Here is a 24,841-nt window from a genome sequence, read left to right as displayed (position 1 = left end):
TCGTGGACGCTCATCGACCGTCCTCCGGGCCCTCAGGGGCTTCGGCGGCGGCGGCCTCGACAGACGCGGCCGTCGTCGGCGCGACGATGACGGGGCGGGGCTCGGGGATCGGCGCGATCGCGGCCAGGGCCCCCTCGTCCTTGCGGCGATGAACGTCGACCGGAGCCAGACCGGCGCTGCGCGACAGGGCCTCGAGCCGGCCGGGCTGCTCCAGCCGGGCGACCTCGGCCCGCAACAGCCGCACCCGCTCGCCGTTGTCGTCGATCTGCCGCTCCAGCTCGCTGATGCGCACGCCCTCACGGGCCGCGCCAGCCTTGGCCACATAGACCGAGAAAATCATGATCGCGACCAGCAGCACGCCGATGATCTCGACCCAGCGAACGCCCTGGACCTTCCAGTCAAACAGACGCTGCAGGCCGTTGCGGGGGGCGGTCCACATCGTCATGCGGCAATCCCTCCCCACGGGGCGGCATCAGTCCGGACGGCGGCGCGCAGCTTGGCCGAACGGGCCCGGGGGTTGGCGTCCAGCTCGTACTGGTCGGCCTCGTGCGCGCCCTTGAACTGCAGGGTGAAGCTGGGCTTGCGGGTCTCGATCGCCACCGGGGCGTGCCGCGAGCCGCCGGGGGCATTGCCGGTCCGCTCGGTCAGGAAGGCCTTGACGATCCGGTCCTCCAGCGAATGGAAGGTCACCACCACCAGACGGCCGCCGGGGGACAGGCAGGCCTCGGCCGCCTCGAGCCCGGCCCGCAACTCGCCCAGCTCGTCATTGACGGCGATACGCAGGGCCTGGAACACACGGGTGGCCGGATGGATCGGCGCGCCGCGACGACCGCCCAGCGCCTTTTCGACCACGGCGGCGAGATCCAGCGTGCGTTCGAACGGCTGTTCGACGCGGCGGCGCAGGATGGCGGTGGCGACCCGGCCCGACTGACGCTCGTCGCCGTACAGTTTGAAGATATGGGCCATCGGCCCGTGATCCCAGGTGTTGACGATGTCGGCGGCCGTCTCGCCCTCATCGCCCATCCGCATGTCCAGCGGCCCGTCACGCATGAAGGAGAAGCCGCGCTCGGCCTGGTCCAGCTGCATCGACGAGACACCGATATCGAAGACCACCCCGTCGAGCCGGTCGCGACCACTGTCGGCGAAGGCGGCAGCCAGGCCCGAAAAGGGGGTGCGCACCAGGGTGAACTGGCCCGGATAGTCGTTGGCGACCGCCTCGGCATAGGGCTGGACCGTCGGATCACGATCGAGGGCGATCACCTCGGCCCCGGTGGCCAGGATGGCCCGCGTATAACCGCCGGCCCCGAAGGTGGCGTCGATGATCACATCGCCGGGCACCGGAGCCAGGGCGGCAATGACCTGGTCGATCAGGACGGGGGCGTGCGGCGCGCTCATCCGGCACCGCCCGGCTTGATCGCCTGACGCCGCATTTCGCCGAACTGGGCCAGGCCGTCGCGCGCCGCGCGACGTTGTTCGGCCCGGTGCGCTTCCCATTTGTCGCGGGCCCAGATCTGGAACCGGTCGCCGACCCCGTAGAGAACGACCGCCTCGGACAGCTCGGCCTCGGCGCACAGGGATTCCGGCAGGGTGATACGGCCGCCGGAGTCATAGGCCAGGGCCTTCTGCTCGCCGTAGATCGCGGCCTCCAGGGCCGAGCGGTACGGGTCGCCGAACGGCAGGCTCTCGATCACGCCCCGGTATTCGGCGAACAGCCGGTCACCACCGGCCTCGAGGCAGTCGGCTTCAATGGAAGGGAAGCAGAAGACGCCGTGTTCCGCGCCGTTTTCGGCCGTGCGGAATTCCTGGGGGATCAAGAGACGGCGCTTGCCGTCCAGCTGCTTCTCGAAGGTCGAGAGAAACACGCCCTGCCCTATCGGACCCTTAGGTCCGCCCCTGAAATCCGTGACGTGCCCTATGCGACGTCGCTCAGCCCCAAATCATGCCATTGGGATAGCATGGGATCAGATGGGCCTCAATGGGATTAGTTGACGCTTTTTAACCAAGTTCGGTCACGGCAGACAGCATCGTGCGCAGAAATTGGGAACATACACAGAACACACCAAGTATAAACACCCTGTGGACAGAGAATGCCCCCGTCGGGAGAGCGGTGTGTTAACGGCCCGGCCTCGGCCCCAGTCGATGCGAAGGGAAAATGTCAGACGGCCTGTAAGCCGGGTTCTGTCCCCTTGGCCCGGCCGAAGCCGGACGTCGGGTGACGATCATTCCTCTGGACCGCCCGTTGCCGGACGGTTCTCGCGACCTACCCGGATGCCTCGGGCGGTGAACCCTGCGGCCGAAACCGCGCGACATCCCTATTCGGTCTTGCTCCAGGCGGGGCTTGCCATGCCGTCGCTGTTACCAGAGACGCGGTGGGCTCTTACCCCACCCTTTCACCCTTACCGGTCCCGCAGGTCCGGAGGTTTGCTTTCTGTGGCGCTATCCCTCGGGTCACCCCGGGCGGGCATTACCCGCCGCCTTTTCACCGTGGAGCCCGGACTTTCCTCGACAGGAGCAAGCTCCCGCCGCGACCGCCCGGCCGTCTGACGAGGGGACAGATGGGCGTTTCACCCCCGCAGGTCAATCAGCTGTCGAGCACGCCCGTCGGACTCTCGACCGTCGCCAACTGAAGCACGCCCATCAGGGTCGCCCGCGTCTCGCCGTCCGCGACGCCGTCGACGCGGGCGGGCCGCCAGTGACGCTGGAAGGCCTCGACGGTCAGCCGGGTATCGTCATCATAGCTGCCGCCGGGGGTCAGGCCGTAGCCGAGCCGGTGCAGGCCGGCCCGCATGACGATGACGCCCAGCCCCTCATCCCCGATCGCCAGGGCCGGACCCAGGGCGGATATCCGCTCGGGGGCCGGTTCGAACCACAGGCCGTGGCCGGCGGCGGCCAGGGCCTTCCACGGGAACAGCTCGCCCGGGTCCTGCTTGCGCGCGGGGGCCAGGTCCGAATGGGCGATGATACGGGCGTCGGGGATGGTCCAGCGCGAGCGGACGTCGGCGACCAGGGCGGTCACGGCGGCAATCTGGATGTCGGGAAAGGGGCGGTAGCCGAACTCATGGCCGGGATTGACGATCTCGATACCGATCGAGGCGGCATTGCAGTCGGTCTCGCCCTGCCATTCGCCCTTGCCGGCGTGCCAGGCCCGGCGCTCCTCGGGCACCAGCCTCAGAATCCGGCCGCCCTCCTCAACGACATAGTGGGCCGAGACTGCGGCCGACGGATCGCGCAGGCGGGCCACGGCCCCTTCGGCGGTCTGCATACCGGTGTAGTGCAGGACCAACAGGTCCGGCGGGGCGCGTCGGCTGTCAAAATTGGGGGACGGCGCGTCGGTAATCTCGAGCATGGCGCGGGCTTATCGGCCCTGGCGTTCCCAGCCGTAGGCGACCCATTCCCCGTCGACCTTGCGGGCCTCGATCACATCATCGCTGCGACGGCTGCGGCCGCCGAAACGGCGGCGGGCGCGAATGGCCAGGCCGGCGAGGAAGATCAGGATCGTCCCGAAGACCGCGATCACGGCCACGGCCACGGCCGTGAACACCGCCAGAATCGCTCCGACCGTCATGGCCGCCAGGGTGGCGATCAGACCGCACAGCCACACCACAGGGGCCAGCAGGCCCGGGGCCCGCCGACGGGATGCAGCCCCCGAGGGGATGAAGCGATCGGTCTCGATCATCGAACGGCCTTTTGAAACACCCCGGGGAGCGTCGGAGGCGCAATGTCGGTCGATATGGCCTCCGGGTCAATGGAAGGCACGGTCACAGGCGAGTGTGCATCCCCACGCCGACCCGCCGTGCCCGGTCGAATCCCGATGGTCTCAGTGCAGGGGCTGCTCGGCCAGGACCGAGGCCCCGCTGCTGCGCATACGGTCGGCCTCGATCCGCTGCAGCACGACCCGGGCCTGCGGATCCGCCATGACGCCACCGATCCCGACCAGCACCCGCGCCGCCTCGCTCGAGACGCCAAACGCACTGGACAGGGCCTCCCACGGCGATTCCGGCGTCGGATAATGTTTGAAGCGAACCGATTCATCGGCCGGGATTTCGGCAAGGCGACGGGCCTGGACGATGGCCTCATGCAGCCCGCCCAGTTCATCGACCAGGCCCAGTTCCTTGGCCTGCCGTCCGGTCCAGACGCGGCCGCGGGCGATTTCGCGGACCCGGGCCGGAGTCAGGTGACGCCCCTCGGCGACCCGGGCGATGAACTCTTCATAGGTCCGGTCGATCGAGGACGAGTAGGCTGCCCGCTGCGAGGCGGTGAAGGGCCGGGCCGGCGAGAAGGCGTCGGCATAGTCTCCGCCGACCGACAGGTCGCGGATATCGACGCCGAATCGGCCGAGCGCATTGGCCAGCACGAATTTTCCGCCGAACACGCCGATCGAGCCGGTCAGGGTCGAGGGCTGGGCCACGATGTAATCGGCTTCCGAACTGATCCAGTAGCCACCCGAGGCCGCATAGGCCCCCATGGAGACGACCACCGGCTTGCCGGCCGCCCTGGCCGCACGGACCGCCGCGAGAATCTGCTCCGAGGCCTCCGGCGAGCCGCCGGGCGAGGACACCCGGAAGACGATGGCCTTCACGTCCTTGTCCTCGATCGCTTCATAGAGGGCCCCGGCCAGATCGTCGGAGCGGATCGACGAGCCGCCGCCGAAACCGCCGCCGCTGCCCGTGCCGGTCAGGATGGCCCCCTCGCCGCCGACGATGGCGATCGCGTTGCGGCCCGAGCCGTCGCGCTGGCCATGCGCCGAGGCATAGTCCGCGAACTCGACCAGAACCGCATTGCGCCCGGCCCGACGTCTGATCTCGGCCTCGGCCTCCTCGACCTGGCCGATCTTGTCGACCAGCTTGTGCTGCAGGGCCTGGGCCGCCGACCAGGGGCCGCCCTCGATCGTCGCCCGCAGGGCGGCCGGCGTGACCTTGCGGTCACTGGCCGCATTGGCGATGGCGCTGGTGTAGATCGAGGTCATCCACGCCGTCATCGCCTCGCGATGGGCCGGGGTGAAGTCGCTCTGGGTGTATTCGTTGACGGCGTTCTTGTACTCGTAGCGCTGTTCGAACTGGGCGTTGACGCCATATTTGTCGAATGCGCGACCGAGGAAGATCTGGTCGGCGGAAAAGCCCGTCAGCTGGAAGCTGGCGGTGTTCTGCATCCACAGTTCAGAGGCCGAAGCCCCGACCATATAGCTGGAAATGGTGGTGCCGACCGGCTGGAAGCCCTGGCTGTGGGCGATCACGACCTTGCCCGTAGCGCGGAAGCGTCGCACGGCCTGACGCACCTCATCCGCGGCGGCGGGGGTCATGCCCGCTTCGGGCAGGCGGATCAGAAGGGCCTTCACATGCCGGTCCTCCCCGGCCTGGGCCAGGGTGTCGACGACCTGCATGACGGACAGGCCCGAGCCGCCGAAGGCGGCGAACGGATTGATCGGATCCTGGTCCGACAGGCCGTCGCGCAGGTCCAGCTCCAGGACCGTGTTGGACGCGGTCACCGGGGCCGAGGAGGCCGAGGATACCGCCGCCGTGATCAGCACGATCGGCACCACGACGACAAACAGGATCAGGCCGAGGAAAACACCCAGCACGGTCAGGAAAAACTGTTTCATGAAGGTCGGCAAGTCCTGACGGGGCGGGCCAGAAAGCGGCCTGACGCGACCATAGTGGGGCAGGCGTTCGCGTCAAATGAACGTCTTGTAGGAGGCGAACGAACCGGGCCCGCCGATAACGGCGGGCCCGGCGACCTCATCGGGCCAGGTCGTAGACCCCGCTGATGTCGATCCGCACCGTCAGCTCCCCGGCAGCGACCGGCGTCGCGGCGGCGTCCATCGACATTTCGGCGCGGGCATACATGGGTGACGGCGGCCGCGGGCTGTAACCGCCCGACTCCGTCAGCGAGCGAATCCCGCCCAGCGGCACACCGAGGGCCTGCGAATAGAGTGCCGCCCTGGCCTGCAGCGCGCGCACTGCCAGCTGGCGGGCCCGGTCCTCGGCGGCACTGGAATCCTGAAGACCGAAGCCGATACCGTCGATCTGGTTCACGCCGGCGGCCACCACGGCGTCCGCGGTCGTGCCGACCTTCGACAGGTCGTTGATGGTCACCGTAACCCGGTTGCTGGCCTGGTAGCCACGCAGTTTGGGCGGCTGGTTCTGGACATAGTCATACTGGGCCGACAGGTTCAGACCCGAGGTCTGGACATCGCGCTCGGCGATCCCCGCCCGGCGCAGGGCGGCCATGACCTCGGTCATCCGCGACGCGTTCTGCCGCATGGCCGCGGCGGCGGTCGGGGCCTCGGTGACGACACCGAAGCTGATCGTGGCCATGTCCGGGGCCATCCTTACCTCGCCATAGGCGGACAGGTTCAGCGACGGCGGGGCCTGCATCATATGCATGCCGGCCATCGGGGCCTCCTGGGCGAAGGCGGCGGGCGCGGTCAGGGCACTGGCGGCCAGGAGAACGGCCCCCAGGGAAAGGGTTCGGACGGATCGGATCATGGGTTCGGTCTCCGGTAAACAGGCAACGGGACCCGGACGATGTCGTCGGGTCGTGGCGGAACCTTGGCGGTTGGTCCCTGAACAACGCCCCGGCCCCGGTGGCAGGTTCCATTCATCGCCTGAAATATCCGGCACCGGCCGCATCACCATGACCCTTGGCAAGCGGAGCGACCGCCTGCTAGGCGAGATCACCGCCCTCGGCGGGCCCGTAGCTCAATGGTTAGAGCCGACCGCTCATAACGGTCTGGTTGGGGGTTCGAGTCCCTCCGGGCCTACCGGCCGCGTGAAGCGGCCGGCCTTCCACGCCAGCCACAGCACCCCGACCCCGACAAGCGTGCCGACGAGGAGGCCCGGCACCGAGGCCTCAGGGCCGAAGGCCCCGCCGGTCAGCCAGGGGTGGAAGCCACCCCGTGCGGTGCTGGTCGCCAGGGACGGTCCGAAATCTGTGCCGGAGACGGCGGCCCCGAACAGATAGCCCTGGGTGAAATTCCATGCCGCATGGACACCGATCGACACCCAGATGCGACCGGTCAGGGCGTAGAAGGCTCCCAGCATGATCCCCGCCTCGACGGCGATACACAGGGCCGCGAACGGGGTGGCGTTGGGATTGGACAGATGCAGGGCCCCGAACAGGGCCGCGGAAACCGCAAAGGCCGCCCATGGCCCGAACGCCCGCCACACCAGTCTCAGGATGATGGCGCGGGTCAGGACCTCCTCGACGACACCGGACTGGATGGTGAAACCCAGGAGCTCCCAGATCGTGGCCGCACCCTTCCAGACGAAATCATACAGGCCGAACACCGCCATCAGACCCATGACCGTCGCGAACATGGCGGCACCGATGACCAGGCCGGTGATCAGCTCGACCGGCGCGGCCCGCAGGCCCAGTTCCGTGGGGCGGCGGGCCTCCCCGCCCCAGACCAGCAGAGCGTACAGAACCAGGCTGATGACCGCCCCGGAGGCATTGGCGATCAGGCTGGTGACCGCCCCCTCGGGCAGCACGGCCGTCAGGGCACCGATCGCCGAATAGGCGGGCACCGCCACCACCACGAACAGCAGCACCATCCAGCCGAGGGCCCGCAGCCAGCGCAGCGGTCCCGGATGCAGGACACGACGTTCGCCCAAGGCCAGCGGGATGGTCCGGTTCGCGAAATTCATGGTCGGCTCCGTTCCGGGAGACCGCTCGATCCGCCGAAGGTCAAGGCTGGACCCGGGCCGGGTTCAACACAAGCCGGGGATCAGCGCCGCCAGCCGCCGCCGCGATTCCAGCGATCGTCACCGGTATAGCGGTCGTCGGTGACATAGCGGCCGTCCCGGTCATACCAGCCCTGGCCATCGCGATAGCGGTCGTAGCCGTCCAGGGTATAGCCGTCATCGTGGTAGGGCAGGCCCAAAAGTCCGTCCTCGTCGTCCCACCAGTCCTGCGGATAGGGGCCGTAAACGCAGGACCAGCCGTCGCCCGGGTTCCAGTAGGGCTCGTAGCGACCCCGATAACGATCGCGGAAGGTGGGCCGGCAGACCGACTGTGACCAGACGCGGTTGCCGCTGGCCTCAACCGTGGCGCGCGGCTCGGCGAAGATCACCTGCTGCACCCCGGCGAAAACATTGTTGGTGATCACCGCATGGCCCGAGGCCGCGGCGACCCCGACGCCGGCGGCCCGTATGCGGCTGTCGGTCAGCTGAAGCTCGCCGTTGTACAGAACGACCCCCTTGTCGGAACGCCCGACCCGGCTTCCGCTGATGGTGACGGAGGCTCCCTCGATGGCCACGCCCTCGACATAGCCGACGATGGCTGTGTTCTCGATCTCGACCCGGCCGTAGTCGCGACCGGAGCGGATGATCATGCCGATCGAGCGGGGCCCGAAACTGTTCGGCGCACCGGTGCCCTTGAAGGTCGAGGTCGAGATCCGCGAGGTCTGGCCGGCACCCGGGATCAGTTCGAGACCGGTCTGGGCCCCGGTGACGACCAGCTCATAGGCGGTCAGCACGGATCCGTCGGCGACGATGGCCGCGGCGATGGTCTGGGCGTCGATGACGGCATTGCGAATATCGACCAGACCGCCATCGGCATAGATGGCGGCCTCGTCCCCGGCATGGCGGAAGCCGACCCGGTTCATCACGATTTCGGCCCCATAACCGACAATGCAGGCGGCGTCTCTGGCGTTGGGCGAGGCGAAGACCACGTCGCGAATCTCGACCCGGACCCCCTGGGACACGGTGATGCAGGGCAGGCCGTCCGGGGCCTGCAGGGTCGGCGACGGCGTCCGGTTCCAGTCGCGCGGGTCGAAGCCCCCCTCACCGATGATGGTCATCGGCTTGTCGATATTCAGCCAGCCGACGCAGGCTCCGGCCCGGGAGCGGATGACCAGGGTTCCGCCGGGACGCACCCGGCGAACCGCGTCCTCGACCGCCCCGGTGCCGGGATTGCCCCCGCAGTCGACCAGCACGATCTCCTCGGTGCCCTGGCGATGGAATTCGGGCCGCCAGTCGGGACGGTGGTCGCGGCGATAGTCATAGCGGCGATGATGGGCCGAACGGCCCTGCGTGCCGCGGGTCGGCGGCGTCAGCAACACGCCGAAATTGGGCCGGGTCTGACTCTCGACCCGGGCGGCCACCTGGGCCTCGGCGGCCGGGGCCAGGACGACGCCGAGAGCGGCGACGGCGATGACGGCCAGGCCGGTGATCAGACTGCGGACGGGACGGTTGGTCATGATTCCACGCCCTCCTAGCGGCGCTGCGAGCGGGACACCTGGGCCAGGACGGCCTGCAGGCGGGATGCGGACGGACCGAAGCCGGCCAGGGCGGAATCGATCCGCACCGCGACGGCGGCGGCCTTGTCCTGATCGGCGACGCCGGAGACGCCGAGGGCAAAATAGGTCGACATGGCGAATTTGGCCTCGGGACTGCCCTGGCGGGCGGCCTCTTCGAACCAGTGGAAGGCGCGCGCATAGTCGGTCGGCACACCGATCCCCTCGGCATACATGACGGCCAGCACCAGCTGGGCCTCGGACGAACCGTTGACCGCCGCCAGCTGAACCGCCCGGACCCGCTCGAGATAGGACAGGCGCGACTCCATCGGATGACCGAGCATGGCCTCCAGAGTCTCGATCTGGCGTTTCGACAGGGCTTCGGCACGGGTCGGCACCGTCTCGGTGACCCCGAGATAGCGCAGCGCCCGCCCGACATGGACGAAGGGCAGTTCAGTCATGCGCGACAGCGCATATTCATAGGCGTCACCGCGCGGACGGCTCTCGTCGGAGAAGGGGACACCCGAGGCCGGGGCCGTATTCGGATAGAATTCGAACGGAGGCACCCACTGGCGCGCCTTGGCCTCAACGAAGGCCGCGTAGCGACTGCGGCTCGGCGACGAGCGCTCGAAATCCTTCAGCAGCACATAGGCCCCGACGTCACCGGTCTGAACCGCCAGATAGTTGTACAGATAGGCGTCCACGTCATTGCGCTGGAACAGGGTGGTCGCGGCGTGCAGGGCGCGGGCGTCATGGTCGGGCCCGCCATTGTTACGGTCGTTGCCCCAGGCCTCGCGGCCCTCGCGGTTGTCCTGCGGCTCGCCGAACGGGCCGTAGAGGGAATCGTGCAGCCGGGCCAGGGCGCGGTAGCCCTTGGCGTCCTGGGTCGACAGGACATAGATGACCCGGTCGCGAACCGCTTCCTGCTCGGTCCGCGTCATCTGGCTCAACTGTCGGTTCAGCCGTTGATAGACATTGTGACGTTCCCAGGCGCGGCAGTCGTCATAGCGGGACAGCGGCCGCCAGGCACCGAAACCGCCACGATCAACGCGGTTGATCGGCGCGTAACCCTCGTCATTGGCGAGGGCCAGGGCCAGCCAGACCGAGCTCTCGATCGGATCCTCGATATTCTTGTCGGTCGCCTTCAGGGCGGCATAGCGCGACCCCAGTTCCAGCTGGGCGAAGAAGTCGCCGCGGAAGGCGGCCCGGCGCAGGGCGCGCAGGCTGGTCTCCTGGGCGTTGAACTCGGCACCGGTGAAGGCCGCCGGGCGCGGACAGGCATTGGCCGCACCGCCGCCGGCGTCCTGGCGCCAGAACTGCAGGCCACGGTCACCGCAGCTGGCCAGGGTCAGGGTGGCGATGGCCACAGCGCCGATCACGGCCGCCACGGCGATCGGGGCACGGCGGCGCCGGGCAGGGGCGCGGTCGTCGTCGAAGCCGTCGCGGTCGCGCATACTCCCCCTCACACGTTGCGGGCCGACCGGTCGCCCGGTCCGCCATTAACCATGTTCACAGACCGATGTGTCCGGTCCGGACGCCCGGCTGTCAAGGTTAACGTCGTTTTCCGGGAAACCGTTGCCGCAGATTCAGGGAATTTCGTTCAACGAACAGTTATCCCCAAGATTCAGCCATTTAGCGATTCCCCTGATGGGGGAATTCGACCGGTCGCAATGTCTGTCAGGGCCGCCTATATGGCGGTTTCAGCCGGAGTCTGCCCATGTCCTATCTCGCCCGTGACGACCGTCCCGCCGACAAGGCCGCCCGCTATGCGGAAGTCCACGACGAGATCATGGCCGTGCTGGACGGCGAGCCGGATCGCGTCGCCCGGATGGCGACGAGCGCCGCCATGCTGGCCGATGCCTTCCCGCAGTTCTTCTGGACCGGCTTCTATGTCGTCGACCCGACAAAGCCCGGCGAGCTGGTGGTCGGCCCCTACCAGGGCACGCTGGGGTGTTTGCGAATTCCGTTCGGACGCGGCGTCTGCGGGGCCGTGGCTGCCGAGGGCAGGACCCGGATCGTCGACGACGTCGAGGCCTTCCCCGGTCACATCGCCTGCGATTCCCGCTCGCGCAGCGAGGTGGTGGTTCCGGTTTTCGACGCGTCCGGCACGCTGATCGCTGTGCTCGACGTCGACGCCACCGAGATCGCCGCCTTTGACGCCGTCGATGCCGAAGCCCTGGAACGGCTGATGACGCAGGTCTTCGCCGCCTGACGACGGCCTGCTAGACCGGCATCATGCAGATCGGTGTGGATTTCGGCGGCACCAAGATCGAGGCGGCCGCCCTGGACGCCGACGGCGGCTTCCTCGCGCGCCTGCGTGAGCCCAACCCCGGGACCTATGACGCAGCCCTGGCGACCGTGGTCCGGCTGGTGGAGCGGATCGAGCGCGACCTCGGCCGGAGCGGGAGCGTCGGCCTGGCCGTGCCCGGCTCGGTCTCCCCGACCACCGGACGGATGCGGAACGCCAATTCGACCTGGCTGAACGACCGGTCCTTCGGCGAGGACCTGGAGGCGGCCCTGGGGCGGCCGGTGCGCCTGGCCAATGACGCCAACTGCCTGGCCCTGTCCGAGGCGGTCGACGGTGCCGCGTCCGGAGCCGCCGTCGTCTTTGCCGTCATCATCGGCACCGGCTGCGGCGGCGGTCTGGTCGTCAATGGCCAGCTGATCCCCGGCGCGAACAGGCTGGCGGGAGAATGGGGCCATGTCGCCCTGCCCTGGCCCACAGCCGAAGAAATGCCCGGCCCGGCCTGCTGGTGCGGCCTGCACGGTTGTCTTGAGACCTGGATTTCCGGCACCGGCTTCCAGCGGGACCATACCGCCATGACCGGTCAGGTCCTCGGGGCCGAGGCCATCACCGCCGCCGCGGGTGCCGACGACCGTGACGCCACCGCCTCGATGGACCGTTATACAGACCGGCTGGCGCGGGCCCTGGCCATGGTGATCAACCTCGTTGATCCCGACGTGGTGGTGATGGGCGGCGGGCTGTCCAATATCGCCGACCTGTATCCCCGCGTGACGGCAGCGGTTGCCCGTCATGCCTTCGCCGACAGCCTGGTTACCCGCATCGTGCCGGCCCGGTGGGGCGACTCATCCGGTGTTCGCGGCGCGGCGCGGCTGTGGCCGGTTGACTGATCCGCCCCCCGGCGCGAGGGATCACCCATGGGAGACACCACAATGAATGAACGGGTGATCGCGATCACGGGCGGGCACGGCGAACTGGGACGGGCGGTGGTCGCCGCCGCCCTGGACCAGGGGCTGAAGGTCGCCATCATCGACCATGCCACCGACCAGACAGCCCCGGCGGGGGCCCTGGCGCTGGGCGGCGTCGACCTGACCGATGCCGCGGCGGCGGCAGAAGCCATCGCCACCGTGGTCGAAACCTTCGGCCAGCTGGACGCCCTGCTCAATATCGCCGGGGGGTTCATCTGGCAGACGGTCGATGACGACCGGCCCGCCTGGGACCGGATGTTCGCCCTGAACCTGACCACCGCCCTGAACAGCTGCCGCGCCGCCCTGCCGCATCTGAAACAGTCGGACGCGGGCCGGATCGTCAATGTCGGGGCCAATGGCGCGCTGAAGTCGGTGTCCGGCATGGGGGCCTATGCCGCCTCCAAATCCGCCGTCCACCGGCTGACCGAAAGCCTGGCTGAAGAGCTGAAATCGACCCCCGTGACCGTCAATGCCGTCCTGCCGTCGATCCTCGACACCCCGCAGAATCGGGCCGACATGCCCGACGCCGATCCCGCCCTTTGGGTCGCACCGGCCGACCTGGCGTCCGTCATGCTGTTCCTGGCCTCGCCGCAGGCCCGGGCCATCACCGGGGCCCTGATCCCCGTAACCGGGCGGGTGTGATGACCGAAGGGCTGGTCCGCAGCGTCCTGTTCATGCCGGCCTCGAACCCGCGCGCCGTCGACAAGGCGCGCACCCTGCCCTGCGACGTCGCCGTGCTCGATCTCGAGGATGCGGTCGCGCCCGACCTGAAGGCCGAGGCCCGGGCCGCAGCCGTCGAGGCGATCCGGGCCGGCCGGTTCGGCCCGCGACTGGCCGTGCGGGTCAATGCTCTGGATTCCCCGTGGGGAAGCGACGACCTCGACGCCCTGGCCGGATCGCAAGTCGGGATCATCGTCGCGCCAAAGGTCGAGGATGCCCGCGACGTCATCGAACTGGGTCAACGCCTGCCGGCCGGAGCCGCCCTGTGGGCGATGATCGAAACGCCGCGCGCCCTGTTCAACCTGGATGCGCTGTGTGGAGTCGGTGGAGCCCTGGACGCGCTGATGTTCGGGACCAACGACCTGACAGCAGCCCTCGGCTGCCGTCCGGCGGCGGACCGCGAACCGCTCAAGCCCTGGCTGGCGGCCACCGTGGCCGCCGCCCGGACCCACGGGCTGACCGTGATCGACGGCGTGTTCAACCGGCTGGACGATCCCGACGGCCTGGCCGCGGAATGCGCCCAGGGCCGGCTGTACGGGTTCGACGGCAAGAGTCTGATTCATCCGGGTCAGCTGGGCGTGGCCAACACGATCTTTTCCCCGACCGACGACGAGGTTGCCCATGCCATGGCCCTGGTCGCCGCCTTCGCCGATCCGGCCGCAGCCGGTCGCGGCGCGATCCGGGTGGGCGGCAGCATGGTCGAACGGCTGCACCTGACCGCCGCCGAGGCTCTGCTGCGGCGACACGACGCCTGCTCGCACACGCCCGACTGATGGCCGGAGCCGCCCCTGTCCCGGCCTGGGCCTGCGCGCCGGGTCTGCTGGCAATCCCGTATCTGAAGATCCTTCTGCCCGAATATGCACCGCGGCTTCTGCCGGGACCGGATGTGCGGGCCGTGCTCGGCTGGGGCCGCCGCCCGACGACCCGGGCGGGTCGACTGTGGAGTCACGTCAGCGGACATGCCTATGTGGCGCTGGAAGACGGCTTTCTGCGCTCGGTGGGTCTGGGCGAGGCCGGGGCGACCAGCCTGAGCCTGATCGCCGATGACCTGGGGGTCTACTATGACGCCACCCGCCCATCGCGGCTGGAACAGACCATCACGGACGCGCCGGACTGGTGTGATGCGGCCATGCGGAGCCGGGCGCGGGCCCTGATCGACCGTATCGTCGCCGCCGGCCTGTCACGGACCAACCTCGGTGGACCGCTGGACCGGTCGATCCTGAAGCCGGGGCGACGCATTCTGATCGTCGACCAGACCCGGGGCGACGCCTCGATCCACTTCGGCATGGCGGGTCCCGACGCCTTCGCGGCCATGATGGCCGCCGCCCGCGCCGACCACCCGGGTGCCCAGTTGATCGTCAAACGCCACCCGGCCGTGGCCGCCGGGCTCAAGGCCGGCTGTATCGCTGACGCCGACCTCGGCGGGGTGACGCTGATCGACACCGACGTACGGCCCGCCGACCTGCTGGCCGAGGTCGACGCCGTCTATACGGTGACCAGCGGCCTCGGCTTCGAGGCCCTGCTGCGGGGCCGACCCGTCCATTGTTTCGGCGCGCCCTTCTATGCCGGCTGGGGCCTGACCAGAGACGCAGTCGACACCGGACGCCGCGGCGTGGCGCGCGAGATCGAGACGGTGGCGGCCGCAGCCCTGATCATCTGCAGCCGCTATGTCGACCCGGTCACCGGCCGGCGCTGCGAGGCCGAGCAGGCGGTGACCCGCCTGACGGCATTGCGGGACCGGGCCGAACGACTGCGGGGCGATTGGGCCGGGGTCGGCTTCGCCCCGGCCAAACGGGCGGCGGTGCGGCGACTGCTGAACGCACCAACCGCCCGACTGGACTATTTCGAAACGGCGGGCGCGGCGGTCTCAGCGGCCCGGGCCCGGGGGGGGCGATTGCTATGGTGGGCGGGCAAGGAGACACCGGCCATCCGCACGGCGGCGGCGGCCTTCAACGGGCCAACGGTGCGAATGGAAGACGGCTTCATCCGCTCACAGGGTCTCGGGTCCGATTTTGTCGGGGCCCTGTCGGCTGTGCTGGATGATCAGGGCATCTACTATGACCCCACCCATGCCTCACGGCTGGAGACGATGATCCAGACCGGCCGCCCGTCGGCGGAGGCGCTGGCCCGGGCCACGGCCCTGCACCACCGGATCGTCGCCGCCGGCCTGTCGAAATACAACCTGGCGGGCGCGCCCCCGCCTGTCTGGCCGGCGGACCGGGAACGGGTGCTGGTCGTGGGTCAGGTGGAGAATGACCGCTCGATCCTGCTGGGCTGCGGCGAGCTGCACACCAATGCCGGTCTGATCGCCGCCGCCCGGGCCGACCATCCCGACGCCTTCCTGATCTGGAAGGGGCACCCCGATGTCCTCGCCGGCAACCGGCCCGGCGCGGTCGATGCCTGCGCGCTGGAAGCCGTCGACGCCGTGGCCGACGCCCTCGACATCAGTGCCTGCCTGGACGCCTGCGACATCGTGGTGACCCTGACCTCCCTGACCGGATTCGAGGCCCTGTTGCGCGGACGCAAGGTCATTACCCATGGTCGCCCCTTCTATGCCGGATGGGGCCTGACCGAAGACCGCCTGCCCTGCCCGCGCCGCACGGCCCGCCCGGACCTCGCGGCCCTGATCGTCTCTGCCCTGCTGGACTATCCGCTCTATGTCACCCCTGAGGGATGGCCCTGCGAGGCTGAGGATCTGGTCGAGGCGCTGATTGCCGCCCGCGCCGGGACGCCCCCCCACCGCCCCGACCGGATCCGGCGCTGGGCCACCGGGCTGACAGCGAGTCTCGACCGCGCGCCGCCACCGGCCTATTGAGGGCGTTCGTCAACGCAACGGACCCGCCAGTGACCCACGCCGTTATCGCCGCCACAGGCCTGTTTACGCCGGAACAGTCCATCTCGAACGCCGAGCTTGTTGAGGCCTACAATGCCTGGGCCGAAGGCTGGAACGCCGACCACACCGCCGAGATCGCCGCAGGTGATGTCCAGGCTTTGACGCCGTCCTCGGTCGAATTCATCGAGAAGGCGTCGGGCATCAAGAGCCGGTTCGTGATGGACAAGGCCGGGATCATCGATCCGGCGCGCATGGCTCCCAACCTGCCCGAACGGCCCAATGACGAGCTGTCGCTGATGGCCGAGATGTCGGTCGCCGCGGCCCGCGAGGCGATCGCCGCCTGGGGCAAGCCGGTCAGTGAGATCGGCGCGGTGATCTGCGCGGCGTCCAACATGCCCCGGCCCTATCCGGCCCTGGCGGTCGAGGTGCAGCAGGCCCTGGGCATCGACGGCTTTGCCTTCGACATGAATGTCGCCTGTTCCTCGGCGACCTTCGGCATCAAGACGGCGGCGGATTTCATCGCCTCGGGCTCGGTCGGGGCGGTGCTGATGATCAACCCGGAAATCTGCTCGGCCCACCTGAATTTCAAGGATCGCGACAGCCATTTCATCTTCGGCGACGTGGCCACGGCCGTGATCGTCGAATCCTCGGACCGGGCCGGTCCCGGCGGCTGGGATGTGCTGGGCACGCGGCTGAAGACGGTGTTCTCCAACAACATTCGCAATAATTTCGGCTTCCTGAACAATGCCGCGCCCGAGGGCATCGGGGCCCCGGACAAGCTGTTCATCCAGCAGGGTCGCAAGGTGTTCAAGGATGTGGTGCCGATGGTCTCGGAAATGATCATCGACCACGCAGGCGACCTGGGCATCGACCCGCACGGCCTGAAGCGGATGTGGCTGCACCAGGCCAATATCAACATGAACCAGTTCATCGGCCGCAAGGTGCTGGGCCGGGACCCGACGCCCGAGGAGAATGTCATCGTACTCGATGAATACGCCAACACTTCCTCGGCCGGTTCGATCATCGCCTTCCACCTGCGGCAACAGGACATGGTCACCGGCGATACGGGTCTGATCTGCAGCTTCGGTGCCGGCTATTCCGCCGGCACCGTCTTCGTCAGGAAGCGGGCGTAGTCACGGCTTCCGTCGCCGGCACCGACTCCAACCCGGGAGTCGAGGCTGCGGGCGGGTGGGCCGCCTTCCATTCCATCGCCCGGCGGACGCGGTTCTCGACACTCGGATGGTCGTAGAAGATGAATTCCTCGACCGCCGACGGTGACGGGGCCCGATATTCAGCCGTCTTGATCAGCGCCTTCGACAGGCCGTCCGGCTCATTGGCATGGATCAACGAGAAATGGTCCGCATCCTCCTCGATGGTACGGATCAGGGTGTTGGTGACCGGCGTGGCCAGCACGCCGAGAACGGCCAGGACCGCTGCCAGGACCGGCAGTCCGGCCGGATCGGAGATGTCACCGACGCGGTTGGCCCCCAGCAGGCGGCGCGCCACCGGATAGAGCCGGTCGGCCAGGAAGAAGCTGACCATCGACAGGATGATCATTGCGCCGGTCAGCCACAGCGAATGCATGTGAACATAGTGGCCCATCTCATGGCCGACGACGCCGCGAACCTCGGCCAGGTCAGCCCCCTTGGTGAACATCACGTCACTCATCGCCACCCGGGCCGAGCCGAACAGGCCGGAGACATTGGCCGTATAACGATCCGACTGTTTCGATCCGTCATAGATGAAGATCTTGTCGTCCGGGGTCCCGGTCTTGTGCGCCAGTTCGACCACGGCATCGCGCACCGGGCCATCGGGCGCGGGCGTATAGGTGTTGAACAGGGGCTCGATAAAGATCGGGGCCACCAGCAGCATGAAGACGACCGCGACACCGGCCAGCCCGCCGCCCCAGATCCACCAGGCCCGGCCGGTGCGGCGGATCAGGAAATACAGGGCGACGATCAACAGGCCGCCGAACACGGTCGAGATCGCGGTTCCCATCAGCGCCTCGGTCAACCAGCCCGTCAAAGGCTGTTCGGTCAGGCCATAGGCCTTCTCCCGCCACCAGTTCTGATAGATGGCCCAGGGCAGGGTCAGGACGAAGCTGGTCAGCAGATAGACGACGCCGACCACGAGGGAGACCAGTTTCGGGCGCGGCCTGCGCCGCTCGAGCCGATCGCGGATCGCTGACAGCCAACCGGTCCGGATAATGACCCAGGCGACAGCGATGGAAACCAGTACGCCCCAGAGCAACAGCCAGTGGCCGCCCTGCGTATAGGCCACCGCGCGGGCGGTATCTTCCGGCGACAGGGTCGCCATCCATTGCGCCGTCGCAGCGGCTGAATCGAATGTCGTCATAGTCTTCCCCCATTTATCCGCCAGATGACGCGGGACCTGACGACCTGTCAGGTTAAATCCTCGTCATGTCCGTGACTCGCTTCGATCACGAATCTGCGCTCACGCTTGCACCGATGGCGAGAGTTTGCGAGGCGTCCGCTGTGTGAAGAAGGGAGAACAGTCCGCATGACCCAGACCACCAATCCCTGGGAACCCAGGCTGGAACCCCTCGCCCAGGATGTCGCCACCGTTCTCAGAAGCATGGGCGGCTCGGCGCATCAGACCGTGGTCGTCGACTGTGTCGCGGCGATGAAGCGCCAGAGGGGCGAGGTCATCACCCAGGATCTGGCAGCGAAGATCGTCGAGGTATTCGAACGCTACCGGGATCTGTTTATCCGGCCGTTCGGCGAAGGCTCGATGCGATGGGCCCTCGCGCCCGGCATGGCCTGATATCCGGCCTGGCCCAGAAAAAAAGGCGCGCTCCGTGAGGAGCGCGCCTTCTTCATATCAGGCTTCTGAACCCTAGAAGCGGCGGACGTAGCTCACCGAATAGGCGTCGGCGGTACCGCCACCGTTGGTGAAGTCACGACGGGTCCAGTCAGCGCGGACGCCGTTCTGGGTGTCGACGTAGTAGTTGGCGCCGACGCCGTAGTTCCAGCTTTCGTTGCTGTCGGTGACGCTGGTGGCACCGGTCGAGGCCTTCAGCTCGGTCGTGCCGTAGCCGGCGCGGGCGAACAGGTCGAAGTTCGGGTTGATCGGCAGGGTGGCGACGCCATAGGCGGCGACGTCATAGTTTTCCTTGATCTTGACGCTGGTGGCACCAACCGTGACCGTGTCGTGGCCGACGCCGAACGAGGCTTCAGCCTCGGCACCGAGGTAGGGCGTGAACTTGGCACCGAAACGACCGGTGACAGCACCGACATCGGCACCGTCGGCGTCCAGCTGGGTGTAGCCCAGCGTGCCGTAGTAGCTCGGCGAGGAAACGGTTTGAGCCATGGCCGGAGCGGCCAGCAGGGCCAGAGCGGCGGAAGCGAGGAGGATATTACGCATGTATCTGTCTTTCCTAGATGTGGTGACCTGACTGGTCACCGCCCCCATCCAGCGAGACTTCAAATGGGTAGTATCCGCGGCAGTTCCATGGCCGATTTGTTACAGAAGCTTAACCGTGGGCAATAGGACACAGACGGCGATACGCGAAGAATGACCGTATTGAGGCAAACGATTACTTGCCTGTTACCCGGGCAAGAAATCCGTCACGAAAGCGCCATGCGTGAAGTCCCCGGGTCTAGCGATCCTTCTCGCGCGCCTCGCCGCCACGGGCGACCAGGGCCGCCTGGGCCGCGGCCAGCCGGGCGATCGGCACCCGGTAGGGCGAGCAGCTGACGTAGTCGAGGCCGACCGTCTCGCAGAAGGCGATCGAGGCGGGGTCGCCGCCGTGCTCGCCGCAGATGCCCATCTTGATGCCGGGACGGACCGCGCGGCCGCGCTCGGCGGCGATGCGGATCAGGTCGCCGACCCCCTCCTGGTCGAGGCGCACGAACGGATCGGCCTCGAAGATGCCCTTGTCCATATAGGCCTGCAGGAAGCGGCCGGAATCGTCGCGGCTGATGCCGAAGGTGGTCTGGGTCAGGTCGTTGGTGCCGAACGAGAAGAATTCGGCGTACTCGGCCAGGTCGCCGGCGCGCAGGGCGGCGCGGGGCAGTTCGATCATCGTGCCGACCAGGTACTCTACCCGGTCGCCGGCCTCGGCGAAGACGGCCTCGGCGGTGCGGTCGGTCAGCTCGCGCAGGTATTTCATCTCCAGACCCATGGCGACCAGCGGATGCATGATCTCCGGGATCGGGGCGGCTTCGGAGGAGGACCGTTTGACCTGCAGGGCGGCCTCGAGGATGGCGCGGACCTGCATCTCGTAGATCTCGGGATAGGCCACGCCCAGCCGGCAGCCGCGATGGCCCAGCATCGGGTTGGTCTCGTGCAGCTCGCGGGCCCGGCGCTTCAGCTTGGCGGCGTCAAGGCCCGAGGTCGCGGCCAGGGCGTCGATGTCGGCGTCATTATGCGGGATGAATTCGTGCAGCGGCGGATCCAGCAGGCGGACCGTCACCGGCAGGCCAGCCATGATCTCGAACAGTTCAACGAAATCGGCCTTCTGGAACGGGGCGATCTTGGCCAGGGCCAGGCGGCGGCCCTGTTCGTCGTCGGCGAGGATCATCTCGCGCACGGCGGCGATGCGGGCGTCGTCGAAGAACATGTGTTCGGTCCGGCACAGGCCGATGCCCTCGGCCCCGAAGCCGCGGGCGGTGCGGGCGTCCAGCGGGGTCTCGGCATTGGCGCGAACGCGCAGGCGGCGCACGTCGTCGGCCCAGCCCATCAGGGTCTGGAAGTCACCGGTCAGCTCGGGCTCGATCATGTCGACCGCCCCATCGAGAACCTCGCCCTTCGAGCCGTCGATGGTGATGATCTCACCGGCCCTGAAGGTGCGACCGCGGGCGGTGAAGGTGCCGGCGCGCTCGTCGATCGAGATTTCCCCGGCCCCGGAGACGCAGGGACGGCCCATACCGCGCGCCACGACGGCGGCGTGGCTGGTCATGCCGCCGCGGGCGGTGACGATGCCCCGGGCGGCGTGCATGCCGCGGATATCCTCGGGGCTGGTTTCCTCACGCACCAGGATCACGGCGTCGCCCAGCTGGCTCATGCGCTCGGCCTCGTCGGCGTCGAACACGATCTTGCCGGTGGCGGCACCGGGCGAGGCCGGCAGGCCGGTGGCAACGACGTTGCGGATGCCGTTCGGGTCCAGCGCCGGGTGCAGCAGCTGGTCCAGGGCCGAGGGTTCGACCCGGCTGATGGCCTCGTCGCGGCTGATGACCCCTTCGGCGGCCAGGTCGACGGCGATCTTCAGCGCCGACTTGCCGGTGCGTTTGCCGTTGCGGGTCTGCAGCATCCAGAGCCGGCCCTGTTCGACCGTGAACTCGATGTCCTGCATGTCGCGATAGTGGGTTTCCAGCTTGCCGATGACCTCGACGAATTCGGCGAACACCTCGGGCATCGCCTCTTCCATCGACAGGGCCGTCTCGCCCATTTCCTCGCGCCCGGCCAGGGTCAGGGACTGGGGCGTGCGGATGCCGGCGACGACGTCCTCGCCCTGGGCATTGATCAGGAATTCGCCATACAGCCGGGCCTCGCCCGTCGACGGGTTGCGGGTGAAGGCCACGCCCGTCGCCGAGGTCTGGCCCATGTTGCCGAACACCATCGACTGGATGTTGACGGCGGTGCCCCAGCTCTCGGGGATGTCGTGCATGCGGCGATAGAATTTGGCCCGCTCGTTCATCCAGCTGTCGAACACGGCCGAGACGGCCCCCCACAGCTGGTCCTGCGGATCCTGCGGGAAGGGATGGCCCAGACGGTCCTCGACCACGGTCTTGTATTCGGCGACGACCTTTTCCCAGTCGGCGGCACTGAGGTCGGTGTCGATGGTGACACCCAGACGGTCCTTGTGGTCGTCCAGTACCTCTTCGAAATCGTCATGGCTCAGGCCGAGCACGACGTTCGAATACATGGTGATGAAGCGGCGGTAGCTGTCGAAGGCGAAACGGCGGTCGCCGGACAGGGCGGCCAGACCCTCGACGGTTTCGTCGTTGAGGCCAAGGTTCAGGACCGTGTCCATCATCCCGGGCATCGAGGCGCGCGCGCCGGAGCGGACACTGACCAGCAACGGATTGGCGGCGTCACCGAAGGTCTTGCCGGTGATCTGTTCGACCGTCTCCAGCCCCGCCTTGACCTGACCGGCCAGGGCGTCGGGATAGGTCTGGCCCTTGGTGAAATAGTGGACGCAGGCCTCGGTGGTGATGGTGAAGCCGGGCGGAACCGGCAGGCCCAGCGACGACATCTCGGCGAGGTTAGCCCCCTTGCCGCCGAGAAGATTCTTCATCGAGGCGGCCCCGTCGGCGGAACCGCCACCGAAACCGTACACCCACTGAGTCATATCCAGCCCCTGAGCCGTGGTCCGTCAAAGGCGGAACCGGAAGGCCCGCCCGTTCCGGCCTGACTACCGTGCTGCGACCGCGAAGGCGAGGCCGGGCTCGTAACAAAGCGTGAGCGCGGGTGTCGTTCCCGAAACCGGGCGCGACCGGCGGGCGTGGTCAGCCCTTGCGCCACTCGCCGAGCGCTTCGCCGTCGGCGCTTTCAAAGGCGACCCGGTCCAGCTGGACAGCGGCGATACAGACGGGGCGTTGATCCGGCCCCGGGGCCCGGCAACGGATGGCGCGGCCACCGGGGAAGCCGACGACTCGACCTTCCAGCACCAGACGATAGCCGCCCTCGGGCGCGACCAGCGGCTGGTCGCCCTCGGCCCGGACCGTATAGCGGTAGGCCCGGCCGTTGCGCTGGGCCAGGCGCGAACTGCCGGTGGCGAACACGGCGGCCAGGCCGACGGTCTGGGGCGACGGGGCCGTGCTGCCGCCTTGCAGGGGATCGCGACGCACCGCCGGGCAGCCGTCAACGGCCAGCCACGGGCGCGGGGCCCAGAAGCCCTCGACGGTCTCCCAGGTGGCCTCGGCCCCGGATCCCGCGATCAGGGCCGAATCAAGCCAGTCACCGGGGGTCAGGCTCAGCTGGATGGACCTGTGGTCCTGACCCCAGATCGCCCGGGGCAGACCATCGATCGCGGCGGGAGTCGGGGGCACGGTGAGCGGACCGCCACAGCCGAAGGCCATGCGGACGGCGAACGGACGACCGACCAGCGGATCCTTGCCCGACGGTGTCTCGCCGGCGGCATAGGCCGAAGCGGCGCGGGCGGCGGCGGCCAGAATATCTGTGCGGGTCAGGGGCGGGGTGCCCGACGGCAGGGCCGGTGGCGTGACCGTGACCGGGGCCTCCGGGACCGGGACCGCGGGCGCGACCGGGGCGGGCTCCTTGCGATCACACTGGGCCAGGAACAGGCCGGTCGCGGCCATGACGACGACGGCACCGAGCTTGCGACGATGAAGCGGGAAAACGTTCAGGCGAGGCATGCGGTGGCATAACACAAGATCGCTATCCGGGTGACATCCTTGCCCGAAAAGGTTGACGGCGCGGGTTGGCAAGGGTCTGGACGTGCGATGAGTTTCGATCAGATCGCGGCGCTTGTCGTCCTGGTGACCGTGGTCGGGGTGCTGATCCACGGCAAGGTGCGCTCCGACGTGGCCGCCCTGGCGGCCGCCGCGGCCCTGCTGTTGCTGGGCGTGATCCGCCCGGTCGAGGTCCAGGGGGCCTTCGCCAGCCCGGCCGTCATCGCCCTGGCCTGCCTGTTCGTGATGGCCTATGCCATCGAACTGTCGGGCCTGATGGGGTTGCTGATCCGCCAGGCGACCGTGCTGTGCGCCCGGCTGGGCAAGCTGGGCCTGTGGCTGGTCATCATCCTGTGCGGCGGGGCCTCGGCCTTTCTCAACAATACCCCGATCGTGGTGCTGGCGGCCCCGGTGGTGCGCGACGTGGCCGCCTCGATGCACCTGTCGCCGAAACGGTTCCTGATCCCGCTCAGCTACATCACCATCATGGGCGGGGCCTGTACCCTGATCGGCACCTCGACCAACCTGCTGGTCAATGACATGGCGCGCAACGCCGGCCAGCCGGTGTTCGGCATGTTCGAGATCACCCCGGTGGCCCTGGTCATCGCCGCCGTCGGCGGCCTGTACCTGTTCCTGTTCGGCAGCCGGCTGCTGGCCAACGGCATCGACGACGGCGAGGGCCGCGGCCGCCACGAGCAGACCGGCGACGGCATGCTGGGCGATCTGGAGCTGTTCGCCGTCGACCGGCCGTTCCAGCCGCGCCGGGCGATGATCGCCCTTGGGGTGTTCGTCGCCGTGATCGCCGCCGCCGCCCTGGGCCTGGCCCCGATCGCCGCGGCGGGCTTCGCCGGGGCGGTGATCCTGATCCTGCTGCGCGTGATCACCCCCGAGGAGGCCTATGCCGGCCTGCGTCCCGAGGTGCTGCTGCTGATCGCCGGCATGGTGGTCGTCGGCCTGGCGATCGAGGTCACCGGCCTGGCCGCGGCCGGCACCGAGCTGCTGATCGACTTCATCCGGCCGCTGGGCCCGTGGGCCGCCCTGGCCATTTTGTACGGGGTGACGCTGTTCGCCACCGAACTGCTGTCCAACGCCGCCGTGGCCGTGCTGATCACCCCGGTGGCCGTGGCCCTGGCCGAGAGCCTGGGGGTCGACCCGCGGCCCTTCCTGATCGGGGTGATGATGGCGGCCAGCGCCGCCTTCGCCACGCCGTTCGGCTATCAGACCAATGTCCTCGTCTTCCAGGTCGGCAAGTACAAATACATGGATTTCGTCAAGGTCGGGGTGCCGCTGAACCTGGTCACCTGGGTCGCCGGGGTCGGGGTCATTCCGCTGTTCTTCCCGTTCTGAGGTTGAGGCGTGAGGGCGCGTCCGCGCGCCGGATCGGCTGCGGGTATGGGGGCGTGGGCGGAGCGCCAGGCGTCCGCCCGGAGACCGTATGACTATGTGTTTCGGCGAACGTCAGACGCTCCG

At 68.4% G+C, this 24,841-nt stretch carries 22 protein-coding genes, 1 tRNA gene and 1 other RNA gene; 9 read left to right on the top strand and 15 right to left on the bottom strand.

Going from position 1 to position 24,841, the window contains the following annotated elements:
- Positions 1-10 precede the first annotated feature (10 nt).
- The 8 genes from PSV00_RS02365 to PSV00_RS02330 form a co-directional block, all read right to left on the bottom strand.
- Complete coding sequence (locus PSV00_RS02365) at positions 11-445, bottom strand: cell division protein (protein ID WP_300444360.1); 435 nt, start codon at positions 443-445, stop codon at positions 11-13.
- Positions 442-1,395 (bottom strand): 16S rRNA (cytosine(1402)-N(4))-methyltransferase RsmH, encoded by a 954-nt coding sequence (gene rsmH, locus PSV00_RS02360; protein WP_300444356.1) that lies wholly within the window; start codon positions 1,393-1,395, stop codon positions 442-444. Before rsmH ends, PSV00_RS02365 begins: the two co-directional genes overlap by 4 nt.
- The gene (locus PSV00_RS02355) at positions 1,392-1,862 is read right to left on the bottom strand and encodes a division/cell wall cluster transcriptional repressor MraZ (RefSeq protein ID WP_300444353.1); all 471 of its coding nucleotides are present in this window, start codon (positions 1,860-1,862) and stop codon (positions 1,392-1,394) included. Before PSV00_RS02355 ends, rsmH begins: the two co-directional genes overlap by 4 nt.
- Positions 1,863-2,151: 289 nt before the next feature.
- Positions 2,152-2,544: RNase P RNA component class A (gene rnpB, locus PSV00_RS02350), an RNA gene on the bottom strand.
- A gap of 37 nt (positions 2,545-2,581) precedes the next feature.
- Positions 2,582-3,346, bottom strand: a complete 765-nt coding sequence (locus PSV00_RS02345) for an N-acetylmuramoyl-L-alanine amidase (RefSeq protein WP_300444350.1) — start codon at positions 3,344-3,346, stop codon at positions 2,582-2,584.
- Positions 3,347-3,355: 9 nt separating this feature from the next.
- Positions 3,356-3,676 (bottom strand): hypothetical protein, encoded by a 321-nt coding sequence (locus PSV00_RS02340; protein ID WP_300444348.1) that lies wholly within the window; start codon positions 3,674-3,676, stop codon positions 3,356-3,358.
- A gap of 141 nt (positions 3,677-3,817) precedes the next feature.
- The gene (sppA, locus tag PSV00_RS02335) at positions 3,818-5,599 is read right to left on the bottom strand and encodes a signal peptide peptidase SppA (RefSeq protein ID WP_300444345.1); all 1,782 of its coding nucleotides are present in this window, start codon (positions 5,597-5,599) and stop codon (positions 3,818-3,820) included.
- Between the two features lie 136 nt (positions 5,600-5,735).
- Positions 5,736-6,485: an SIMPL domain-containing protein gene (locus PSV00_RS02330; RefSeq protein ID WP_300444342.1), complete on the bottom strand. Its 750-nt coding sequence runs from the start codon at positions 6,483-6,485 to the stop codon at positions 5,736-5,738.
- Between the two features lie 202 nt (positions 6,486-6,687).
- On the opposite strand from PSV00_RS02330, the gene PSV00_RS02325 reads away from it, so the two are divergent.
- Positions 6,688-6,760: transfer RNA gene (locus PSV00_RS02325), tRNA-Ile, on the top strand.
- Here PSV00_RS02325 and PSV00_RS02320 read toward each other — a convergent pair.
- The 3 genes from PSV00_RS02320 to PSV00_RS02310 all read right to left on the bottom strand — a co-directional run bounded on the left by PSV00_RS02320 (position 6,720) and on the right by PSV00_RS02310 (position 10,686).
- Positions 6,720-7,292 (bottom strand): CPBP family intramembrane metalloprotease, encoded by a 573-nt coding sequence (locus PSV00_RS02320; RefSeq protein ID WP_300444449.1) that lies wholly within the window; start codon positions 7,290-7,292, stop codon positions 6,720-6,722. The genes PSV00_RS02325 and PSV00_RS02320 overlap by 41 nt on opposite strands.
- A gap of 431 nt (positions 7,293-7,723) precedes the next feature.
- Complete coding sequence (locus tag PSV00_RS02315) at positions 7,724-9,196, bottom strand: right-handed parallel beta-helix repeat-containing protein (RefSeq protein ID WP_300444339.1); 1,473 nt, start codon at positions 9,194-9,196, stop codon at positions 7,724-7,726.
- Positions 9,197-9,210: 14 nt separating this feature from the next.
- Entirely contained in the window at positions 9,211-10,686 is a 1,476-nt protein-coding gene (locus PSV00_RS02310; RefSeq protein WP_300444336.1) for a tetratricopeptide repeat protein, read from the bottom strand.
- A 263-nt stretch (positions 10,687-10,949) separates the two neighbouring features.
- Here PSV00_RS02310 and PSV00_RS02305 point away from each other — a divergent pair, with 263 nt between their 5' ends.
- From PSV00_RS02305 to PSV00_RS02280, 6 genes are read left to right on the top strand one after another with little or no spacing between them, the layout of a single operon-like run.
- The gene (locus PSV00_RS02305; protein WP_300444333.1) at positions 10,950-11,444 is read left to right on the top strand and encodes a GAF domain-containing protein; all 495 of its coding nucleotides are present in this window, start codon (positions 10,950-10,952) and stop codon (positions 11,442-11,444) included.
- A 20-nt stretch (positions 11,445-11,464) separates the two neighbouring features.
- Entirely contained in the window at positions 11,465-12,364 is a 900-nt protein-coding gene (locus PSV00_RS02300) for an ROK family protein (protein ID WP_300444446.1), read from the top strand.
- A 27-nt stretch (positions 12,365-12,391) separates the two neighbouring features.
- Complete coding sequence (locus PSV00_RS02295) at positions 12,392-13,084, top strand: SDR family NAD(P)-dependent oxidoreductase (RefSeq protein WP_300444330.1); 693 nt, start codon at positions 12,392-12,394, stop codon at positions 13,082-13,084.
- Positions 13,084-13,935 (top strand): CoA ester lyase, encoded by an 852-nt coding sequence (locus PSV00_RS02290; protein WP_300444327.1) that lies wholly within the window; start codon positions 13,084-13,086, stop codon positions 13,933-13,935. Before PSV00_RS02295 ends, PSV00_RS02290 begins: the two co-directional genes overlap by 1 nt.
- A complete protein-coding gene (locus PSV00_RS02285; RefSeq protein WP_300444324.1) occupies positions 13,935-15,977 on the top strand; it encodes a capsular polysaccharide biosynthesis protein in 2,043 nt (680 codons plus the stop codon). The genes PSV00_RS02290 and PSV00_RS02285 overlap by 1 nt, the downstream gene beginning before the upstream one ends.
- Before the next feature lie 29 nt (positions 15,978-16,006).
- Positions 16,007-17,128, top strand: coding sequence for a beta-ketoacyl-ACP synthase III (locus PSV00_RS02280; RefSeq protein WP_300444321.1), 1,122 nt, complete (start codon positions 16,007-16,009; stop codon positions 17,126-17,128).
- Here the strand turns inward: PSV00_RS02280 and PSV00_RS02275 are convergent.
- On the bottom strand, positions 17,112-18,350 hold the full coding sequence (locus tag PSV00_RS02275) for a M48 family metallopeptidase (protein WP_300444318.1): 1,239 nt from the start codon (positions 18,348-18,350) through the stop codon (positions 17,112-17,114). The genes PSV00_RS02280 and PSV00_RS02275 overlap by 17 nt on opposite strands.
- 165 nt (positions 18,351-18,515) lie before the next feature.
- On the opposite strand from PSV00_RS02275, the gene PSV00_RS02270 reads away from it, so the two are divergent.
- Positions 18,516-18,779: a hypothetical protein gene (locus PSV00_RS02270; RefSeq protein WP_300444316.1), complete on the top strand. Its 264-nt coding sequence runs from the start codon at positions 18,516-18,518 to the stop codon at positions 18,777-18,779.
- A gap of 72 nt (positions 18,780-18,851) precedes the next feature.
- Here the strand turns inward: PSV00_RS02270 and PSV00_RS02265 are convergent, their stop codons facing one another.
- The 3 genes from PSV00_RS02265 to PSV00_RS02255 all read right to left on the bottom strand — a co-directional run bounded on the left by PSV00_RS02265 (position 18,852) and on the right by PSV00_RS02255 (position 23,335).
- Positions 18,852-19,379, bottom strand: a complete 528-nt coding sequence (locus PSV00_RS02265) for a porin family protein (RefSeq protein WP_300444313.1) — start codon at positions 19,377-19,379, stop codon at positions 18,852-18,854.
- 235 nt (positions 19,380-19,614) lie between these two features.
- A complete protein-coding gene (gene ppdK, locus PSV00_RS02260; protein WP_300444310.1) occupies positions 19,615-22,308 on the bottom strand; it encodes a pyruvate, phosphate dikinase in 2,694 nt (897 codons plus the stop codon).
- A 157-nt stretch (positions 22,309-22,465) separates the two neighbouring features.
- Positions 22,466-23,335, bottom strand: coding sequence for a hypothetical protein (locus PSV00_RS02255; RefSeq protein WP_300444308.1), 870 nt, complete (start codon positions 23,333-23,335; stop codon positions 22,466-22,468).
- Between the two features lie 87 nt (positions 23,336-23,422).
- On the opposite strand from PSV00_RS02255, the gene PSV00_RS02250 reads away from it, so the two are divergent.
- A complete protein-coding gene (locus tag PSV00_RS02250; protein ID WP_300444304.1) occupies positions 23,423-24,718 on the top strand; it encodes an SLC13 family permease in 1,296 nt (431 codons plus the stop codon).
- Positions 24,719-24,841 lie beyond the last annotated feature (123 nt).

Source organism: Brevundimonas sp. (genome assembly GCF_029945885.1).
Lineage (GTDB): Bacteria > Pseudomonadota > Alphaproteobacteria > Caulobacterales > Caulobacteraceae > Brevundimonas.
The sequence above is the reverse complement of the archived record's forward strand: the minus strand, read 5'-3'. Positions and strand labels throughout refer to the sequence as shown.

Bases quoted from the DNA above. Each gene is read 5' to 3' on its own strand.
- PSV00_RS02365 (WP_300444360.1), bottom strand. From the start codon at position 445: ATGACGATGTGGACCGCCCCCCGCAACGGCCTGCAGCGTCTGTTTGAC.
- rsmH (WP_300444356.1), bottom strand. From the start codon at position 1,395: ATGAGCGCGCCGCACGCCCCCGTCCTGATCGACCAGGTCATTGCCGCC.
- PSV00_RS02345 (WP_300444350.1), bottom strand. From the start codon at position 3,346: ATGCTCGAGATTACCGACGCGCCGTCCCCCAATTTTGACAGCCGACGC.
- PSV00_RS02340 (WP_300444348.1), bottom strand. From the start codon at position 3,676: ATGATCGAGACCGATCGCTTCATCCCCTCGGGGGCTGCATCCCGTCGG.
- sppA (WP_300444345.1), bottom strand. From the start codon at position 5,599: ATGAAACAGTTTTTCCTGACCGTGCTGGGTGTTTTCCTCGGCCTGATC.
- PSV00_RS02330 (WP_300444342.1), bottom strand. From the start codon at position 6,485: ATGATCCGATCCGTCCGAACCCTTTCCCTGGGGGCCGTTCTCCTGGCC.
- PSV00_RS02320 (WP_300444449.1), bottom strand. From the start codon at position 7,292: ATGGCGGTGTTCGGCCTGTATGATTTCGTCTGGAAGGGTGCGGCCACG.
- PSV00_RS02315 (WP_300444339.1), bottom strand. From the start codon at position 9,196: ATGACCAACCGTCCCGTCCGCAGTCTGATCACCGGCCTGGCCGTCATC.
- PSV00_RS02310 (WP_300444336.1), bottom strand. From the start codon at position 10,686: ATGCGCGACCGCGACGGCTTCGACGACGACCGCGCCCCTGCCCGGCGC.
- PSV00_RS02305 (WP_300444333.1), top strand. From the start codon at position 10,950: ATGTCCTATCTCGCCCGTGACGACCGTCCCGCCGACAAGGCCGCCCGC.
- PSV00_RS02295 (WP_300444330.1), top strand. From the start codon at position 12,392: ATGGGAGACACCACAATGAATGAACGGGTGATCGCGATCACGGGCGGG.
- PSV00_RS02290 (WP_300444327.1), top strand. From the start codon at position 13,084: ATGACCGAAGGGCTGGTCCGCAGCGTCCTGTTCATGCCGGCCTCGAAC.
- PSV00_RS02285 (WP_300444324.1), top strand. From the start codon at position 13,935: ATGGCCGGAGCCGCCCCTGTCCCGGCCTGGGCCTGCGCGCCGGGTCTG.
- PSV00_RS02275 (WP_300444318.1), bottom strand. From the start codon at position 18,350: ATGACGACATTCGATTCAGCCGCTGCGACGGCGCAATGGATGGCGACC.
- PSV00_RS02270 (WP_300444316.1), top strand. From the start codon at position 18,516: ATGACCCAGACCACCAATCCCTGGGAACCCAGGCTGGAACCCCTCGCC.
- PSV00_RS02265 (WP_300444313.1), bottom strand. From the start codon at position 19,379: ATGCGTAATATCCTCCTCGCTTCCGCCGCTCTGGCCCTGCTGGCCGCT.
- ppdK (WP_300444310.1), bottom strand. From the start codon at position 22,308: ATGACTCAGTGGGTGTACGGTTTCGGTGGCGGTTCCGCCGACGGGGCC.
- PSV00_RS02255 (WP_300444308.1), bottom strand. From the start codon at position 23,335: ATGCCTCGCCTGAACGTTTTCCCGCTTCATCGTCGCAAGCTCGGTGCC.
- PSV00_RS02250 (WP_300444304.1), top strand. From the start codon at position 23,423: ATGAGTTTCGATCAGATCGCGGCGCTTGTCGTCCTGGTGACCGTGGTC.